We start from the raw sequence: 16,141 nt of genomic DNA, 5'->3' as shown, positions 1-16,141 counted from the left end.
CCCGCACCCCGCGGTGATCCGCGGGACGGGTGCCGGTTCCTTCCTATGGCCGTCGCGGACAAGGACACGCGGACACCACTCCCGAACGGAGCATGCCTTACCCCCTCCGCCGGGCCTAGCCTGCGGACAAAGACACAAGTGCGTCCGAAAACACCCCCCAGGAGCCCTCTATGACCGCTGTCCCGCAGGAGCGTCGCATCGTCACCGCGATCCCCGGCCCCAAGTCTCAGGAGCTGCAGGCCCGCCGCCTCGAGACGGTGGCCGGCGGCGTGGGCTCCGTGCTCCCCGTCTTCACGGCCCGCGCGGGCGGCGGCATCATCGAGGACGTCGACGGCAACCGCCTGATCGACTTCGGCTCCGGCATCGCCGTGACCTCGGTCGGCGCCTCCGCGGAGGCCGTGGTGCGCCGCGCGTCCGCGCAGCTCGCCGACTTCACGCACACCTGCTTCATGGTCACGCCGTACGAGGGCTACGTCGAGGTCTGCGAGGCGCTCGCCGAGCTGACCCCGGGCGACCACGCCAAGAAGTCGGCGCTGTTCAACTCGGGCGCCGAGGCCGTCGAGAACGCCGTCAAGATCGCCCGTTCGTACACCAAGCGCCAGGCCGTCGTCGTCTTCGACCACGGCTACCACGGCCGTACGAACCTGACGATGGCGCTGACCTCGAAGAACATGCCGTACAAGCAGGGCTTCGGTCCGTTCGCCCCCGAGGTCTACCGCGTCCCGGTCGCCTACGGCTACCGCTGGCCCACCGGTGCCGAGAACTGCGGCCCCGAGGCCGCCGCCCAGGCGATCGACCAGATCACCAAGCAGATCGGCGCCGACAACGTCGCCGCGATCATCATCGAGCCGGTCCTCGGCGAGGGCGGCTTCATCGAGCCCGCCAAGGGCTTCCTCCCTGCGATCGTGAAGTTCGCCAACGACAACGGCATCGTCTTCGTCGCCGACGAGATCCAGTCCGGCTTCTGCCGCACCGGCCAGTGGTTCGCGTGCGAGGACGAGGGCATCGTCCCGGACCTGATCACCACCGCCAAGGGCATCGCGGGCGGTCTGCCGCTCGCCGCCGTGACCGGCCGCGCCGAGATCATGGACTCCGCCCACGCGGGCGGCCTGGGCGGCACGTACGGCGGCAACCCGGTGGCGTGCGCCGGCGCGCTCGGCTCCATCGAAACCATGAAGGAGCTCGACCTCAACGCCGCGGCGAAGAAGATCGAGTCCGTCATGAAGGCCCGTCTGACGGCCATGCAGGAGAAGTACGAGATCATCGGCGACATCCGCGGCCGCGGCGCCATGATCGCGATCGAGCTGGTGAAGGACCCGGTCTCCAAGACCCCGTTCCCGGAGGCGGCCGGCGCGCTCGCCAAGGCCTGCCACGCCGAGGGCCTGCTCGTCCTCACCTGCGGCACCTACGGCAACGTGCTCCGCTTCCTCCCGCCGATCGTCATCGGCGAGGACCTGCTGAACGAGGGCCTGGACATCATCGAGGGCGCTTTCGCGGCCCTCTGACCGAACGTCAGTTTCGAAGGCCTAGAACGCCTGGACGCGGCACCCGCCCCCTACCACCGGTAACGGGGCGGCGCTGTGAAGAAGCTGTGGGGGGCCGATGGCGGGAGCGCGTTCCCGCTGTCGGTCCCCCTTTCGCTGGCGTACGGTTTCTGCAGATGAGTGAGACAGACCGTTTCCGGGAGACCGGGGGCGACACCGGTACCGGGCTTCCCCAGCGCCGTACTGGTCATGCGTTCGCGCACACTCCTCGCAGATCGGACGGCCGTCCGCCCCAAACCCCCCGGGGCGAACGGCAACCCGGTCAGGGCGGCCGCCCCGGAACCATCCCCCCTGTTCCGGGGTGGCCGGCCATCCTCCCGACGGCCCTGTGCCTCGGCCTCTTCGCCCTGATCACCTGGCAGGTCCTGGTGTCGGGGCCGCTCCTGGTCCCGGACCACGCGCTCAGCCGCGCCCTCGTGCGCACCGTCCCGGACGCGGTCACCGAGCGCCTCGCGGACCTGGGCAACGTCCCGGTCGCCGTCCCCGTCCTCGTGCTGGCCATGGCGTACGCCGTCTGGCGCGGCCGGCGCGTCGCCGCGCTCGCGGCCGGCCTGGCGATGGCCCTGGTGCCGGCGCTGATCGTCCCGCTCAAGGCGTGGACCGCCCGCCCGGGCCCGCTGGAGCCCTGGGCCGCCGGGTACTACCCCTCGGGCCACACGGCGACGGCCCTGACCGCCTACGTGGGCGCGGCGCTGCTCCTCGCCCCCTGCACCCGCCGTCCCTGGCCGGTGGCGGCCGCCCTCGCCCTGTCGGCGGCGACGGCCGCGGGCCTGGTCCTGCGCGGGTTCCACTGGCCCCTCGACGTGCTGGCCAGCGTCCTGCTGTGCGTGCCGCTGCTGCTGGGGGTGCGCCGGGCGGCCGGAGGCCGGGGCGGGAGCTGAGTCCCGGCCGCACCGGGGGGGGGGAGCCCGGTCCGCCGCCGGGGAGCGGCGGCGGCCGGAGCCCGTGGGGGCCGTGCGGTCAGGGCCTGCGGGACTCCTCCGCCCGCGCCCGCGCCGCCGCGGCCTCGTGCAGCGCGAGCTCCAGCACCGCCGGGTCGGTGAGCGTGCCGCGCCCGTCCGGGACCTCCAGCCAGCGGACCCCGCCGGTCGCCCGGCCGGGGTACGGGACCACGATCCAGGTCCCGCGCCCGGCTCCCCGTACGCCCGTGCCGATCCAGCGGGCCGCCGTGCCCGGGGGCACGAAGAAACCCACCTTGGCGTCCTTGAAGTCGGCCAGCACCGGGCCGGGCGGACCGGACAGCAGGCGCAGCACGTCGAGGGCGGGCCGCCCCAGCTCCCCCGGCACGATCAGCACGTCCCACTGCCGGCCGGCCGGCAGCAGGGCGACCCCGAGGGGGTTGCGCTCCCATTCCCAGCGGCATGCAGCCGGATCCGGTGCCGCCGAAACCAGCCATTCCACCGCGGTCCTCGCTCCCGGGAGCGTCATCGCCCGGCCTCCGTCGTCTCGTTCTCGGTGTGGTTCTCACCGGGAGAGAGCGGGGCCGGGCGGGGCTATGACGCGGGTTGCGTTACTCCGTGGAGGTGAAGCGCACACGGACGGACCGCGGGCGTGCGCCGGGGCGTACGCGCGTGCCGGCGTACGCGTGTGCGCGGGGACGTACGGGGGTCAGCTGTCGAAGCCGAGCCCGAGGCGGTCCAGCGTCCTGAGCCACAGGTTGCGGTGGCCGCCCCGGGCGTCGGCGCGGGCCAGCGACCACTTGGTGAGGGCGATCCCGGTCCAGGCGAGGGGCTCGGGCGGGAACGGCATGGGCTTGGACCTCACCATCTCCAGCCGGGTGCGCTCGGTGGAGAGGCCGTCGAGCAGGTCCAGCATCACGTCGGCGCCGAAGCGGGTGGCCCCCACGCCCAGGCCGGTGTACCCGGCGGCGTAGGCCACCCTGCCGCGGTGCGCTGTGCCGAAGAAGGCCGAGAAGCGGGAGCAGGTGTCGATGGCGCCACCCCAGGCGTGGCTGAAGCGCACCCCCTCCAGCTGCGGGAAGGCGGTGAAGAAGTGCTCGGCGAGCTTGAGGTAGGTCTCGGGGCGGTGGTCGTACTCGGAGTCGAGCTTCCCCCGGTAGGGGTAGACCGCGTCGTACCCGCCCCACAGGATCCGGTGGTCCCTGGTGATCCGGAAGTAGTGGAACTGGTTGGCGCTGTCGCCCAGTCCCTGGCGGTTCTTCCACCCGATCGAGGCCAGCTGTGCCTCGTCCAGCGGCTCGGTCATCAGCGCGTAGTCGTAGACCGGGACGGTGAAGGGGCGGATCCGGCGCACCAGCGACGGGAAGATGTTGGTGCCCAGCGCGACCCGGCGGGCGAGGATCGTGCCGTAGGGGGTCTCCACCGTCATCCCGGCGCCCGCCTGCGCCAGCTTCAGGCCGCGCGTGTTCTCGTAGATCCGCACGCCCTGCTCCAGGCAGGCCCGCTTCAGGCCCCAGGCCAGCTTCGCCGGGTTGAGCATGGCCACGCCGTCGCGGTCCCACAGGCCCGCGAGGAAGGTGGGCGAGTCGATCTCCGCGCGCAGCTCCTCCCCCTCCAGCCACTCGGAGCCGGCGCCGAGGCCCAGCCGGCGGGCCTGCTCGTGCAGTTCCCGCAGCTCCTCGACCTGGTGCGGCTCGGTGGCCACGTCGATCTCGCCGGTGCGCTCGAAGTCGCAGTCGATGCCGTAGCGGGCGACGGCCTCCTCGATGGCGTCGAGGTTGCGGGCGCCCAGCTCCTCCAGCTTGGCCAGCTCACCGGGCCAGCGGGCCAGGCCGTTGGCCAGGCCGTGGGTGAGGGAGGCCGCGCAGAAACCGCCGTTGCGGCCGGAGGCGGCCCAGCCCGCCTCCTTGCTCTCGATCAGTACGACGTCCCGTCCGGGGTCGCGCTCCTTGGCGAGCAGCGCGGTCCACAGGCCGCTGTAGCCGCCTCCGACGACCAGCAGGTCGCAGCGCTCGTCGGAGGTGAGGGCCGGCTGCGGAGCCGGGCGGCCGGGGTCGTCCAGCCAGTACGAGACCGGCTTCGCTTCGGAAAGGGATTTCGCAACACTGCGCATGGCGACTGGGGCCATGTCTTCCAACTCCCTACGGGATCTACTTCGGTTGTGCCTTCTTGCGGCGGTTGCCGGCCCACTGGCCGGCGAGGACCACCAGCACCGCGATGACGAACATCGCCGTGCCGATGACGTTGATCTGGACGGGCGTACCGCGCTGGGCCGATCCCCACACGAACATGGGGAAGGTGACGGTGTTGCCCGAGTTGAAGTTGGTGATGATGAAGTCGTCGAAGGAGAGCGCGAAGGACAGCAGCGCGCCCGCCGCGATTCCGGGGGCCGCGATCGGCAGGGTGACCCTCAGGAAGGTCTGCGCCGGTCCGGCGTAGAGGTCGCGGGCGGCCTCCTCCAGGCGCGGGTCCATCGACAGGACGCGTGCCTTGACGGCGGCGACGACGAAGCTGAGGCAGAACATCACGTGGGCGATGAGGATGGTCCAGAAGCCCAGCTGGATGCCCATGTTGAGGAAGAGGGCGAGCAGCGAGGCGGCCATCACGATCTCGGGCATGGCCATCGGCAGGAAGATCAGCGAGTTCACCGCACCGCGCGCCCGGAACCGGTACCGGACCAGCGCGAAGGCTATGGCGGTGCCGAGGACCGTGGCGCCGATGGTGGCCCACAGGGCGATCTGGAGGGAGAGCGCGAGGGAGCCGCACAGGTCGGCGACCCCGCAGGGGTCCTTCCAGGCGTCGAGGGAGAACTCCTGCCAGGCGTAGTTGAACCGTCCGGTGGGGTTGTTGAAGGAGAACACCGTCACGACGACGTTCGGCAGGATCAGGTACGCGAGCGTGGCGAGGCCCGCGATGACCACGAGATTGCGGCGGAGCCAACGCATCAGACCAGGTCCTCCGTCCCCGCTCGGCGGATGTAGATGGTGACCATGATCAGCACGATGGCCATGAGGATGAAGGACAGCGCGGCCGCTGTCGGGTAGTCGAGGATCCGCAGGTACTGCGACTGGATGACGTTGCCGATCATCCGGGTGTCGGTGGAGCCGAGCAGTTCGGCGTTCACGTAGTCGCCGCTCGCCGGGATGAAGGTGAGCAGGGTCCCGGAGACCACGCCCGGCATCGACAGCGGGAAGGTGACCTTGCGGAACACCGTGGCGGGGGTGGCGTACAGGTCGCCCGCGGCCTCGTGGAGGCGGGTGTCGATGCGCTCCAGCGAGGTGTAGAGCGGCAGGATCATGAAGGGGAGGAAGTTGTAGGTCAGGCCGCAGACCACCGCGAGCGGTGTCGCCAGGACCCGGTTCCCCTCGGTCATCCCGAGCCAGCTGGTGACGTCGAGGAAGCCCACCGCGTCGAGGGCGCCCACGACCGGGCCGCCGTCGGCCAGGATCGTCTTCCAGGCCAGGGTGCGGATCAGGAAGCTGGTGAAGAAGGGGGCGATGACGAGGACCAGCAGCAGGTTGCGCCAGCGGCCCGCCTTGAAGGCGATCAGGTAGGCCAGCGGGTAGCCGAGCAGCAGGCACAGCGCGGTCGCGGTGCCGGCGTAGAGCAGGGAGCGCAGGAACTGCGGGAGGTACTCGGTCAGGGCGTCCCAGTAGGTCCGGAAGTGCCAGGTGACCTCGAAGCCCTCTTCGAGCGAGCCGGTCTGCACCGAGGTGGAGGCCTGGTAGATCATCGGCAGCACGAAGAAGACGAGCAGCCACAGGATGCCGGGGAGCAGCAGCCAGTACGGGACCAGGCGCTTCTTCAGGGCCGCCCGGTGGACCGGGGGCCCGGCGGGCGCGGGGGCCTCGGGGGGCGCCGCGGTGGCCGTCATGCGCCCTCCTCGACCGTCTCGATGCCGGCCTCCATGTCCTGGGCGGCGTCCAGGCCGAAGGTGTGCTCCGGGTTCCAGTGCAGGACGACGTCGGCGCCGGGGACGAGGCGGCTGTCGCGCTCGATGTTCTGGACGTACACCTCCAGGCCCGGGCAGATCTGGCTGTCGATGACGAACTGGGTGGAGACGCCGATGAACGAGGAATCGGCGATCTTGCCCGCGACCTTGTTGCGGCCGGCCGCGACGGCGGACTCCTCGGCCGCCGGGACCAGGGAGATCTTCTCGGGGCGCACGCCCACGAGGAGCTTTCCGCCCGCGCGGGGCGTGGTCGAGCACCGGGCGGCGGGCAGCCGCAGCGTGGTGCCCGAGGCGGAGACGGTCACGTCGGACCCGGTGGACTCGACGGAGGCCTCGATGAGGTTCGAGGTGCCGAGGAAGTTGGCGACGAAGGTGGTGCGCGGGTTCTCGTACAGCTCGGCGGGGGCGCCCATCTGCTCGACGCGGCCGCCGTTCATCACGGCGACCGTGTCGGCCATGGTCATGGCCTCCTCCTGGTCGTGCGTGACGTGGACGAAGGTGATGCCCACCTCGGTCTGGATCCGCTTGAGCTCCAGCTGCATCTGGCGGCGCAGCTTGAGGTCGAGGGCTCCCAGCGGCTCGTCGAGCAGGAGGACCTGGGGGTGGTTGATGAGGGCGCGGGCGACGGCCACGCGCTGCTGCTGCCCGCCGGAGAGCTGGTGCGGCTTCTTGCGGGCGTGCTCGCCGAGCTGGACGAGGCCGATCATCTCGTCGACCTGCTTCCTGACGGAGGCGACACCGCGGCGGCGCAGGCCGAACGCGATGTTCTCGAAGACGTCCATGTGCGGGAACAGGGCGTAGCTCTGGAAGACGGTGTTCACCGGGCGCTTGTACGGCGGCAGGTGGGTGACCTCGCGGTCGCCGAGGGCGATGGTGCCGGTGGAGGGCTCCTCCAGGCCGGCGATCATGCGCAGGGTGGTGGTCTTCCCGCAGCCCGAGGCGCCGAGCAGGGCGAAGAAGGAGCCCTGGGGGATGGTGAGGTCCAGCGGATGCACCGCGGTGAAGGAGCCGTAGTGCTTGCTGATCCCGGCGAGGCGTACGTCGCCGCTCGCGGTCTTGTCGGTCATGGGCCTGGGCCTTCGGTGGTGTGTCGGGGGAAGGGGACGGACGGGGCGCGGGTGGGGTGCCGGTGCGTGGGCCCGGTCAGGCGCCGATGAGCTTGGCGAACTTCTCCTCGTACGCCGTCTCTTCCTCGCTGGTGAGGGAGCGGAAGGCGTGGGCCTTGGCTGCCATCTCCTTGTCCGGCACGATCAGCGGGTTGTCCGCGAGCGCCGGGTCGATCTTGGCGAGTTCTTCCCTGACGCCGTCGACGGGGCAGACGTAGCTGATGAACGCCGCCAGCCGGGCGGCGACCTCGGGCTGGTAGTAGTAGTCGATGAGCTTCTCGGCGTTGGCCTTGTGCCGGGCCTTGACGGGGACCAGCAGGTTGTCGCTGGAGGTGATGTATCCGGCGGCGGGGATCGCGTACTTGATGTCCGGGTTGCCGGCCTGGAGCTGGATGACGTCGCCCGCCCAGGCGAGACAGGCCGCCAGGTCGCCCTTGTCGAGGTCGGCGGTGTAGTCGTTGCCGGTGAAGCGGCGGATCTGCTGGGTGTCCACGCCCTTCTGGAGGCGGCCGATCGCCGTGTCGAAGTCCGCGGTGGTGAAGTTCGCCGGGTTCTTGCCCTGGTCGAGGAGGGTCATGCCGACGCTGTCGCGCATCTCGGTGAGGAAGCCCACGCGGCCCTTGAGCGAGGGGTCGTCGAGGAGCTGGGTGACGGAGTCGACCTTCTTGCCGCCGGTGGCCTTGGAGTTGTAGGCGATGACGGTGTCGATGCCGGTCCAGGGGTAGCTGTGGGCGCGGCCCGGGTCCCAGTCGGGGCTGCGGAACTGCGGGATCAGGTTGGCGTAGGCGTGCGGGAGGCGGGAGGGGTCCAGCTTCTGCGCCCAGCCGAGACGGATGATGCGGGCGGCGAGCCAGTCGGTGACGACGATCAGGTCCCGGCCGGTGTCCTGGCCGGCCGCGAGCTGCGGGCGGATCTTGCCGAAGAACTCGACGTTGTCGTTGATGTCCTCGGTGTACTTGACCTGGATCCCGGTCCGCTTGGTGAACTCCTCCAGCGTGGGACGGGTCTTCTCGTCGTCGCTGGTGTCCATGTACTCGGTCCAGTTGGAGAAGACGATCTCCTTCTCCTTGTCCGAGTGGTCGTCGGACGCCACGGCGCCGCCCTCCCGCTTGGCGGGCGGGATGCCGCAGGCGGTGAGGGCCGAGAGGCCGCCCAGGGTGAGCGCCCCGACGCCGGAGGCGCGCAGCAGCGAGCGGCGGGTGAGGGCGCCCCGTCCGCTGCTGAGGCTGCGCCGCATCGCGGCGGTCTGCGCCGCCGAGAGGCGGTCGGGCTCGAACTGCTCCATGCGCGTTGCCCTTTCGGGAGGAATGGCCACTGGTCAGACGGCCGGCTTCTGTCGGTCCCCGAAGATCGTGCGGTGCCAATCCTTCGCGGCCACCGCAGTATTGTCGAACATCACATGCTTGACCTGCGTGTACTCCTCGAACGAGTAGGCGCTCATGTCCTTCCCGAAGCCGCTCGCCTTGTAGCCGCCGTGCGGCATCTCGCTGATGATCGGAATGTGGTCGTTGACCCAGACGCAGCCCGCCTTGAGCTCGCGGGTGGCGCGGCCCGCCCGGTAGAGGTCGCGGGTCCAGGCGGAGGCCGCGAGACCGTACGGGGTGTCGTTGGCCAGGGCCAGGCCCTCGTCGTCGGTGTCGAAGGGCAGGACCACCAGGACCGGGCCGAAGATCTCGGACTGGACGGCCTCGCTGTCCTGCGCGGCGTCGCGGATGAGGGTCGGCCGGTAGTACGCGCCCGCGGCGAGGCTGGTCCCCCCTTCCCCGGTCCGCGGGATCTCGCCGCCGGTGACGACGGTGGCGTACGAGCGGGCGCGCTCGACGAACGCGGCGACCCGGTCGCGCTGGGCGTGCGAGACGAGCGGGCCGAGGTCGGTGGCCGGGTCGAAGGGGTCGCCGAGGCGGACGGTCTCCATCAGCTCGGCGACACGCGCCGTGAAGGCGTCGTGGAGGGGGCGCTGCACGTAGGCGCGGGTGGCGGCGGTGCAGTCCTGGCCCGTGTTGATGAGCGAGGCGGCGACCGCGCCCTGGGCGGCGGCCTCCAGGTCGGCGTCGTCGAAGACGACGAAGGGCGCCTTGCCGCCGAGCTCCAGGTGGAGCCGCTTGACGGTGGCGGTCGCGATCTCGGCGACCCTCCTGCCGACCGCGGTGGAGCCGGTGAAGGAGGTCATCACCACGTCGGGGTGGCCGACCAGGTGCTCGCCGGCGTCGCGCCCGGCGCCGGTGACGATGTTGACCACGCCGTCGGGGATCCCCGCCTCCTTGGCCGCCTGGGCGAACATCAGGGAGGTCAGCGGGGTGAGCTCGGCGGGCTTGAGGACGATCGTGTTGCCCGCGGCGATGGCCGGGAGGATCTTCCAGGCCGCCATCTGGAGGGGGTAGTTCCAGGGGGCGATGGAGCCGACGACCCCGATGGCCTCCCGGCGCACGTAGGAGGTGTGGTCCGCCGAGTACTCGCCGGCCGCCTGGCCCTGGAGGTGGCGGGCCGCGCCGGCGAAGAAGGCGGTGTTGTCGATGGTCCCCGGCACGTCGAACTCCGTCGACAGCCTGAGCGGCTTGCCGCACTGGAGGGACTCGGCGTACGCGAAGTCCTCCGCCTGCTCCGCCAGTACGCCGGCCAGCCGGTGCAGGGCGTCCGAGCGCTCACCCGGAGTGGCGGCCGACCACGCGGGGAAGGCCCGCTTGGCGGCGGCCACCGCCTCGTCCACGTCCGCCGGGCCGGCCAGCTCGTACGTGAGCACCTCCTCGCCGGTGGCGGGGTCTACCACGGTGTGCGACCGCCCCGAGGTGCCGGAGCGGAGCCGTCCGTCGATGTACTGCGCGCCGTCTGCGAAGCGGTCCTTGACCTGGAAGCGGTTACCCATCGCTCTCACGCTCTCCGTAGCTACAGCTCGAATTGAGTGCCGATCCTGGCAGAGGTGATCCCCCGCGCCAAGGGATTCCGTTGTTGCCTTTTGATCACGCGACGGAATCGGTCGACCAAATGTCGAGGCATCCCCGAAATCCCGTACGGAGTGTCCGTGGTGACTGCGACACTCGCGTGCATGGACATGGTGGACACGCTGATCGAGCAGGTCAGCCGGGGTCAGCGGGTGAAGTACCTGCCGTTCTGGGGGCACCGGCCGCGGCCCGACGGGAGGCTCGGGCCGAGCTGCCTGAGCCAGTGGTGGCCGTCTCCCTTCACGGTGGGTGACGTCCGCTACGCCACGGCCGAGCACTGGATGATGGCCGGGAAGGCGCGCCTGTTCGGAGACGCCGAAGCCGAGCGCGCCGCGCTGGAGGCCGGCAGTCCGGCGGCGGCGAAGAAGGCCGGACGGCTGGTGCGCCGGTTCGACGAGACGGTCTGGGAGCGGGAGCGGTTCGCGCTGGTCGTGGAGGGCAGCGTGCACAAGTTCGGCTCCGACCCGGCGCTGCGCTCCTACCTGCTGGGCACGGGGACGCGAGTGCTGGTCGAGGCGAGCCCCCTGGACCGGGTCTGGGGCATCGGGCTCGCCGCCGATGACGAGCGGGCGCTCCAGCCCGCCCGCTGGCGCGGCCTGAACCTGCTGGGCTTCGCCCTGATGGAGGCCCGGGAGCGACTGCGCGCGGAGGGGGCGTGACGCGGCGGCGCCGGGTGGCGGCCGTCATCGTGCGCGGCGGCCTCCTGCTGATGGTGCGCGAGCGGCACCGGGGGGCGTCCGGGCTCCATGACGGGGCGGAGTACTGGACGCTGCCCGGGGGCGGAGTGGAGCCCGGGGAGGAGCTGGAGGCGGCGGTCCGGCGGGAGGTGGCCGAGGAGACGGGGCTGCGCCCCCTGGAGGTGCGGTACGCCTTCGAGGCGCCGTACCCGTCGGGGTGGACCACCTGCTTCCGGGTGGAGGTGGCACCCGGGGATCCGGTCCTGGGGGTCGACGGGGACCTGGAGTGCCCGTGCCCCCGGATGGTGGGGCTGTCCTGGGTCCCGCTGGCCCGCACCGCCCCGGACGGGCCGTACATGGTGCCGACGCTGCTGTCGGCCGCCCCGCTCTGACCCGGAGGGGGCGCAGCCGGGCGGGCCGGGGGCCGGAGTGCGGCTGCCGCTCAGGCCCGTTCGCGGGGCGTGTCGATCTGGGACACGGAGGAGGGGGAGTCGCTGCCGCCGTCGTGGTCCTCGAGTTCGGGAACGAGGAAGACGAGCAGCGTCATGCCTATGCCGAGCACGACCCCGACCGCGCCGAGGATGATGCCGGCCAGGGCCACACCGCCGTTGGTGGCTTCGCCGCGGGCGGCCTTGCCCCGGCCCAGCGCCCCGAAGACGATCGCCGCGATACCGAGGGCGATCGGGCCGACCATGGTGGCGCAGACGAACACCGACAGGATGCCGAGCACGAGGGCGGTGATCCCGAAGCCGTTGCTCGCGGGAGGCACGCAGTACGGGTACGGGTATCCCGGCCCGCCCGGATATCCGGGGTACCCCGCGTGACCGGGCTGGCCCGGGTAGCCGGGATGGCCCGGCGGCACGGGCGCGCCCGGGTAGGCGTACGCGCCGCCGGCCGGCTGCGCCGGGTACCCGTACGCGGACCCGGGGGCCGGCGGCCGCGGGTACGGAGCGGCGGCCGGCGGGACCGGCTGGGGCGGCGGATACCCGGAGGGGCCGGGCGCCGGGTTCGCGCCGGGCATGCCCGCCACCGTCGGCTGATCGTGCACCGGCGGCACCGGCGGGGCCGGCTGCGCCCCAGGCTGCTTCTCCGGGCCGGCCGCCGGCCGCTCGGGCGGCGCCCACGGGTCCCTCGGTTCAGGGCTGTGGTCGGTCATACGGCGCCCCCCTCTCTCGTACGGCCATGCTAAGCGCTGCCGCCGACACCGCCGGGGCCTGCCTACGATGAGGCCGAACCGCCCGACCCGTGTCCTCCCGGAGGCCCCCATGCCCGACCTGCACCCCTTCATCGCGGGGCTGCCCAAGGCCGAACTGCACGTCCACCACGTCGGCTCGGCGTCCCCGCGCATCGTGGCCGAACTCGCCTCCCGCCACCCCGACTCGAGGGTCCCCACCGACCCCGAGGCGCTGGCCGACTACTTCACCTTCACCGACTTCGCCCACTTCATCGAGGTCTACCTGTCGGTCGTCGACCTGGTCCGCACCCCGGACGACGTCCGCACCCTCACCTTCGAAGTGGCCCGTGACATGGCCCGGCAGAACATCCGCTACGCCGAACTCACCATCACCCCCTACTCCTCCACCCGCCGCGGCATCGACGAGCACGCCTTCATGGAGGCCATCGAGGACGCCCGCAAGGCGGCCGAGACCGAGCTCGGCGTCATCCTGCGCTGGTGCTTCGACATCCCCGGCGAGGCCGGCCCCGAGGCCGCCGCCGAGACCGCCCGCCTCGCGGTCGACCTGCGCCCCGAGGGCCTGGTCTCCTTCGGCCTGGGCGGCCCCGAGATCGGCGTCCCGCGCCCCCAGTTCAAGCCGTACTTCGACGCGGCCCGCGCCGCCGGGCTGCACAGCGTCCCGCACGCGGGCGAGAGCACCGGGCCGGAAACCATCTGGGACGCCATCCGCGAGCTGGGCGCCGAACGCATCGGCCACGGCACCACCGCCCCGCAGGACCCGGAACTGCTGAAGTACCTGGCGGACAACCGGATCGCGGTGGAGGTCTGCCCGACCTCCAACATCGCCACCCGCGTGGTGACCGACCTCGACCGGCACCCCGTCAAGGAGATGGTGGCGGCGGGAGTGCTCGTCACCATCAACAGCGACGACCCGCCGATGTTCGGCACCGACCTCAACAACGAGTACGCGGTGGCCGCCCGCCTCCTCGACCTCGACGAGCGCGGCCTCGCGCAGCTCGCCAAGAACGCCGTCGAGGCCTCCTTCCTGGACCCGGCCGGCAAGGCGGAGCTCGTCGCGGAGATCGACGCGTACACCGCCGAATGGCTCGCCCGCTGACCCCACTTGATCCCCGCGCCCCCGAGAATGGGACGCATGAGCAACCTGACTGCCGTCGGCCACCGCGGCGATCCCTACCGGTTCCGTGAGAACACCCTCGCCTCCGTCCGCTCCGCCTTCGCCCGGGGGGCGGACGCGGTGGAGGTCGACGTACGGCTGACCCGCGACGGCGTGCCGGTCCTGCTCCACGACGAGACGCTGGAGCGGCTGTGGGGGCACGACGTGCGGCTCGACGCCGTCACGGCGGCCCAGTTGAAGGAGCTCACGGACGGCCGGGTCCCGACGCTGCGCCAGGCACTGACGGAGGCCGGGGCCGAGGACGGACGGCTGATGATCGACCTGCCGGGTGCCGCGTACGAGACGGTGAAGACCGTCGTCGGCCTGGTGCGCGAGTGCGGGGCGCGCGACCGTACGTACTACTGCGCCGGGCCGAACACCATGCTCGCGGTCCGCGCCGCGGACCCGGACGCGGAGATCGCGCTGACCTGGACCACCCTGTCGCCGCCGCGCCGCGTGCTGATCGACGCCGTGGCCCCGCGGTGGCTCAACTACCGCTTCGGCCTGGTCAGCCGGGAGCTGACGCAGGCCCTGCACCGGGACGGGCTGCTGGTGTCGGCCTGGACGGCCGACACCAAGCGGTCGATGCGCCGCCTGCTGCGGGCCGGGGTGGACTCCGTCACCACGAACCGGGTGGACGCCCTGGCCGCCGTACGGGCCGAGCTCGGCCGGTGACCCGCCCGCCGGCCGGAGGGCTGCGCGGGCGGGTGCTGCGGGCGGACCCGCGCCGGCAGGACCTGGGGCTGGCGCTGCTGGTGCAGGTGGCGACGACCATCCCGTTCGTGGTGCCCCGCGACCCGCAGCATCCGCCGGCCACCTGGACCGCGTACCTGCTGACGACGCTGGGCACGGTGCCGCTGGTGTGGCGGCGGCGGGCTCCGGTGACGGCGGTGTCCGGGGTGATCGCGGCGGGCTCCGTCTACCAGCTGGGCCTGGACGGTCCCGGGCAGCCGCTGCCGTACGCCGGGCTGATCTGCGTCTACACGATCGCGCTGCTCAGCCCGGCGCGGGTGCGGCTCGTCATGGGCGGGCTCCTGACGGTGGTGATCGCCGTCTCCGTGGCGCTCAACACCGGGTCGGCGCGGGAGCTGCTGTTCTCGCTGTTCGTCTTCGCGGCGGCCTTCGCACTGGGGCGGCTCCAGGCCACCCGGCAGGCCTACACCGCGGCCGTGGAGGACCGGGCGGCGCAACTGGAGCGGGCGAACCGGATCGAGGCCGAGCAGGCGGCGGCACGCGAACGGGCCCGAATAGCCCGGGAGATGCACGACATCCTCTCGCACGCGGTCAGCATCATGATCGTGCAGGCGGAGGCCGGGCCGGTGGCGGTGCGCGCGGCCCCGGCCCGGGCGGAGGCCGCGTTCGAGGCCATCGCCGAGACCGGGCGGGACGCGATGGCGCAGCTGCGGACGATGCTGGGGGTGCTGCGGGCGGAGGAGCCGGCGGCGGCCCCGCGTGCGCCGCAGCCGGGTATCGGGGAGCTGCCGGTGCTCCTGGACCGGGTGCGGGGCGGCGGGCTCGCGGTGTCGTACGGACGGACGGGTGGGGTGCGCGACCTGCCGGCGGCACTGGAGGCGACGGTGTACCGGGTGGTGCAGGAGGCGCTGACGAACGTGGTGAAGCACGCGGGGGCCTCGCTGGTGGAGGTACGCCTGGAGTACGGGGTGGACGCGCTGACGGTGACGGTCACGGACGACGGCAGGGGCCCGGCGCCCACCGCGGGCGGAGGGCACGGGCACGGACACGGGCTGATCGGGCTCCGTGAGCGGGCGGCGGCGCACGGCGGGACGGCGCGGACCGGCCCGGGGGCGGACGGGAGGGGCTTCACGGTGCGGGTGACCCTGCCGGCCTCGGTAGCCTCGCCGCTGGAGGTGGGGAATTGACGATCCGTGTGGTGGTGGCCGACGACCAGGAACTGGTGCGCAGCGGCTTCGCGATGATCCTGGACGCCCAGGAGGACATCGAGGTCGTGGCGGAGGCCGGCGACGGGGCGGCGGCGGTGGCGGCCGTGGAACGGCTCGCGCCGGACGTGGCGCTGCTGGACGTCCGGATGCCGGTGCTGGACGGGATCGAGGCCTGCCGGGCGCTCGCGGCGGGCAGTGCGTGCCGGGTGGTGATGCTGACGACCTTCGACTCGGACGAGTACGTGTACGAGGCGCTGCACGCCGGGGCGAGCGGCTTCCTGCTGAAGGACGTGCGGCGGGACGACCTGGTGCACGCGGTACGCGTGGTCGCGGCGGGCGAGTCGCTGCTGGCGCCGTCGGTGGCGCGGAGGGTGATCGAGGAGTACACGGCGGCGACGGCCCGGCCGTCCGTTCCCGCGCTCGCCGCGGAGCGGCTGGAGGTGCTGACCGCGCGGGAGCGGGAGACGCTGCTGCACCTGGGACGGGGGCTGTCGAACGCGGAGATCGCGGCGGCGTTGGTGGTGAGCGAGCACACGGTGAAGTCGCACGTGGGGAACGTGCTGGCGAAGCTGGGGCTGCGGGACCGGATCCAGGCGGTGATCTGCGCGTACGAGACGGGGCTGATCGCGCCGGGCGCCGGGTTCTCTCCCTCGGGGGTTTCTCCCTCCGGGGAGGGAGGGGGCGGCGTGTCGGATCCCTCGCGCCGGTGAGTTGTCGTACCGCTGAAGACCCCTCTCGTCGGTGATCCGCGACTGCCCCCGTGACCCGCAGCATT

At 72.3% G+C, this 16,141-nt stretch carries 16 protein-coding genes; 8 read left to right on the top strand and 8 right to left on the bottom strand.

The annotated features are described in order from the left end of the window. Positions 1 to 170: 170 nt before the first annotated feature. Both gabT and ACZ51S_RS28270 read left to right on the top strand, forming a co-directional pair. Entirely contained in the window at positions 171 to 1,505 is a 1,335-nt protein-coding gene (gabT, locus tag ACZ51S_RS28275) for a 4-aminobutyrate--2-oxoglutarate transaminase (RefSeq protein ID WP_388941913.1), read from the top strand. 407 nt (positions 1,506 to 1,912) lie between these two features. Further along, positions 1,913 to 2,425, top strand: coding sequence for a phosphatase PAP2 family protein (locus tag ACZ51S_RS28270; RefSeq protein ID WP_468803746.1), 513 nt, complete (start codon positions 1,913 to 1,915; stop codon positions 2,423 to 2,425). 79 nt (positions 2,426 to 2,504) lie between these two features. On the opposite strand, the gene ACZ51S_RS28265 is transcribed toward ACZ51S_RS28270, so the two are convergent. The 7 genes from ACZ51S_RS28265 to ACZ51S_RS28235 all read right to left on the bottom strand — a co-directional run bounded on the left by ACZ51S_RS28265 (position 2,505) and on the right by ACZ51S_RS28235 (position 10,364). Next, complete coding sequence (locus tag ACZ51S_RS28265; RefSeq protein ID WP_468477887.1) at positions 2,505 to 2,972, bottom strand: bifunctional DNA primase/polymerase; 468 nt, start codon at positions 2,970 to 2,972, stop codon at positions 2,505 to 2,507. 180 nt (positions 2,973 to 3,152) lie between these two features. Next, positions 3,153 to 4,571 carry an NAD(P)/FAD-dependent oxidoreductase gene (locus ACZ51S_RS28260; protein ID WP_468803747.1) on the bottom strand — a complete coding sequence of 473 codons (1,419 nt, stop codon included), beginning with the start codon at positions 4,569 to 4,571 and terminating at the stop codon, positions 3,153 to 3,155. A 22-nt stretch (positions 4,572 to 4,593) separates the two neighbouring features. Beyond that, positions 4,594 to 5,388: an ABC transporter permease gene (locus tag ACZ51S_RS28255; protein WP_467890998.1), complete on the bottom strand. Its 795-nt coding sequence runs from the start codon at positions 5,386 to 5,388 to the stop codon at positions 4,594 to 4,596. Then, positions 5,388 to 6,317: an ABC transporter permease gene (locus ACZ51S_RS28250; protein WP_388941926.1), complete on the bottom strand. Its 930-nt coding sequence runs from the start codon at positions 6,315 to 6,317 to the stop codon at positions 5,388 to 5,390. Before ACZ51S_RS28250 ends, ACZ51S_RS28255 begins: the two co-directional genes overlap by 1 nt. Beyond that, positions 6,314 to 7,462 (bottom strand): ABC transporter ATP-binding protein, encoded by a 1,149-nt coding sequence (locus tag ACZ51S_RS28245; protein WP_468477889.1) that lies wholly within the window; start codon positions 7,460 to 7,462, stop codon positions 6,314 to 6,316. The genes ACZ51S_RS28250 and ACZ51S_RS28245 overlap by 4 nt, the downstream gene beginning before the upstream one ends. Positions 7,463 to 7,538: 76 nt before the next feature. Further along, positions 7,539 to 8,786 (bottom strand): polyamine ABC transporter substrate-binding protein, encoded by a 1,248-nt coding sequence (locus ACZ51S_RS28240; RefSeq protein WP_468887264.1) that lies wholly within the window; start codon positions 8,784 to 8,786, stop codon positions 7,539 to 7,541. A 33-nt stretch (positions 8,787 to 8,819) separates the two neighbouring features. After that, positions 8,820 to 10,364 (bottom strand): gamma-aminobutyraldehyde dehydrogenase, encoded by a 1,545-nt coding sequence (locus ACZ51S_RS28235; RefSeq protein ID WP_468803749.1) that lies wholly within the window; start codon positions 10,362 to 10,364, stop codon positions 8,820 to 8,822. A 180-nt stretch (positions 10,365 to 10,544) separates the two neighbouring features. Between ACZ51S_RS28235 and ACZ51S_RS28230 the strand changes: the two genes are divergently transcribed. Continuing rightward, the gene (locus ACZ51S_RS28230; protein ID WP_468962381.1) at positions 10,545 to 11,099 is read left to right on the top strand and encodes an NADAR family protein; all 555 of its coding nucleotides are present in this window, start codon (positions 10,545 to 10,547) and stop codon (positions 11,097 to 11,099) included. Then, positions 11,096 to 11,509, top strand: a complete 414-nt coding sequence (locus ACZ51S_RS28225) for an NUDIX domain-containing protein (protein WP_468477893.1) — start codon at positions 11,096 to 11,098, stop codon at positions 11,507 to 11,509. The genes ACZ51S_RS28230 and ACZ51S_RS28225 overlap by 4 nt, the downstream gene beginning before the upstream one ends. A gap of 50 nt (positions 11,510 to 11,559) precedes the next feature. Here ACZ51S_RS28225 and ACZ51S_RS28220 read toward each other — a convergent pair whose 3' ends face one another. Then, a complete protein-coding gene (locus ACZ51S_RS28220; RefSeq protein WP_468962352.1) occupies positions 11,560 to 12,273 on the bottom strand; it encodes a DUF4190 domain-containing protein in 714 nt (237 codons plus the stop codon). 109 nt (positions 12,274 to 12,382) lie between these two features. On the opposite strand from ACZ51S_RS28220, the gene ACZ51S_RS28215 reads away from it, so the two are divergent. Genes ACZ51S_RS28215 through ACZ51S_RS28200 form a run of 4 tightly spaced genes read left to right on the top strand, consistent with a single transcriptional unit; the run spans position 12,383 to position 16,076 of the window. After that, positions 12,383 to 13,408 (top strand): adenosine deaminase, encoded by a 1,026-nt coding sequence (locus ACZ51S_RS28215; RefSeq protein ID WP_468477895.1) that lies wholly within the window; start codon positions 12,383 to 12,385, stop codon positions 13,406 to 13,408. 27 nt (positions 13,409 to 13,435) lie between these two features. After that, the gene (locus tag ACZ51S_RS28210) at positions 13,436 to 14,140 is read left to right on the top strand and encodes a glycerophosphodiester phosphodiesterase (RefSeq protein ID WP_468477896.1); all 705 of its coding nucleotides are present in this window, start codon (positions 13,436 to 13,438) and stop codon (positions 14,138 to 14,140) included. After that, positions 14,137 to 15,345: a sensor histidine kinase gene (locus ACZ51S_RS28205; RefSeq protein WP_468477897.1), complete on the top strand. Its 1,209-nt coding sequence runs from the start codon at positions 14,137 to 14,139 to the stop codon at positions 15,343 to 15,345. The genes ACZ51S_RS28210 and ACZ51S_RS28205 overlap by 4 nt, the downstream gene beginning before the upstream one ends. Next, positions 15,342 to 16,076 (top strand): response regulator, encoded by a 735-nt coding sequence (locus tag ACZ51S_RS28200; RefSeq protein WP_468477898.1) that lies wholly within the window; start codon positions 15,342 to 15,344, stop codon positions 16,074 to 16,076. Before ACZ51S_RS28205 ends, ACZ51S_RS28200 begins: the two co-directional genes overlap by 4 nt. The last annotated feature ends 65 nt before the right edge of the window (positions 16,077 to 16,141 follow it).

It is taken from the genome of Streptomyces sp. NPDC034043, assembly GCF_055575675.1.
Note: the sequence above shows the minus strand (reverse complement) of the source record. Positions and strands in the feature narration are given on the sequence as shown.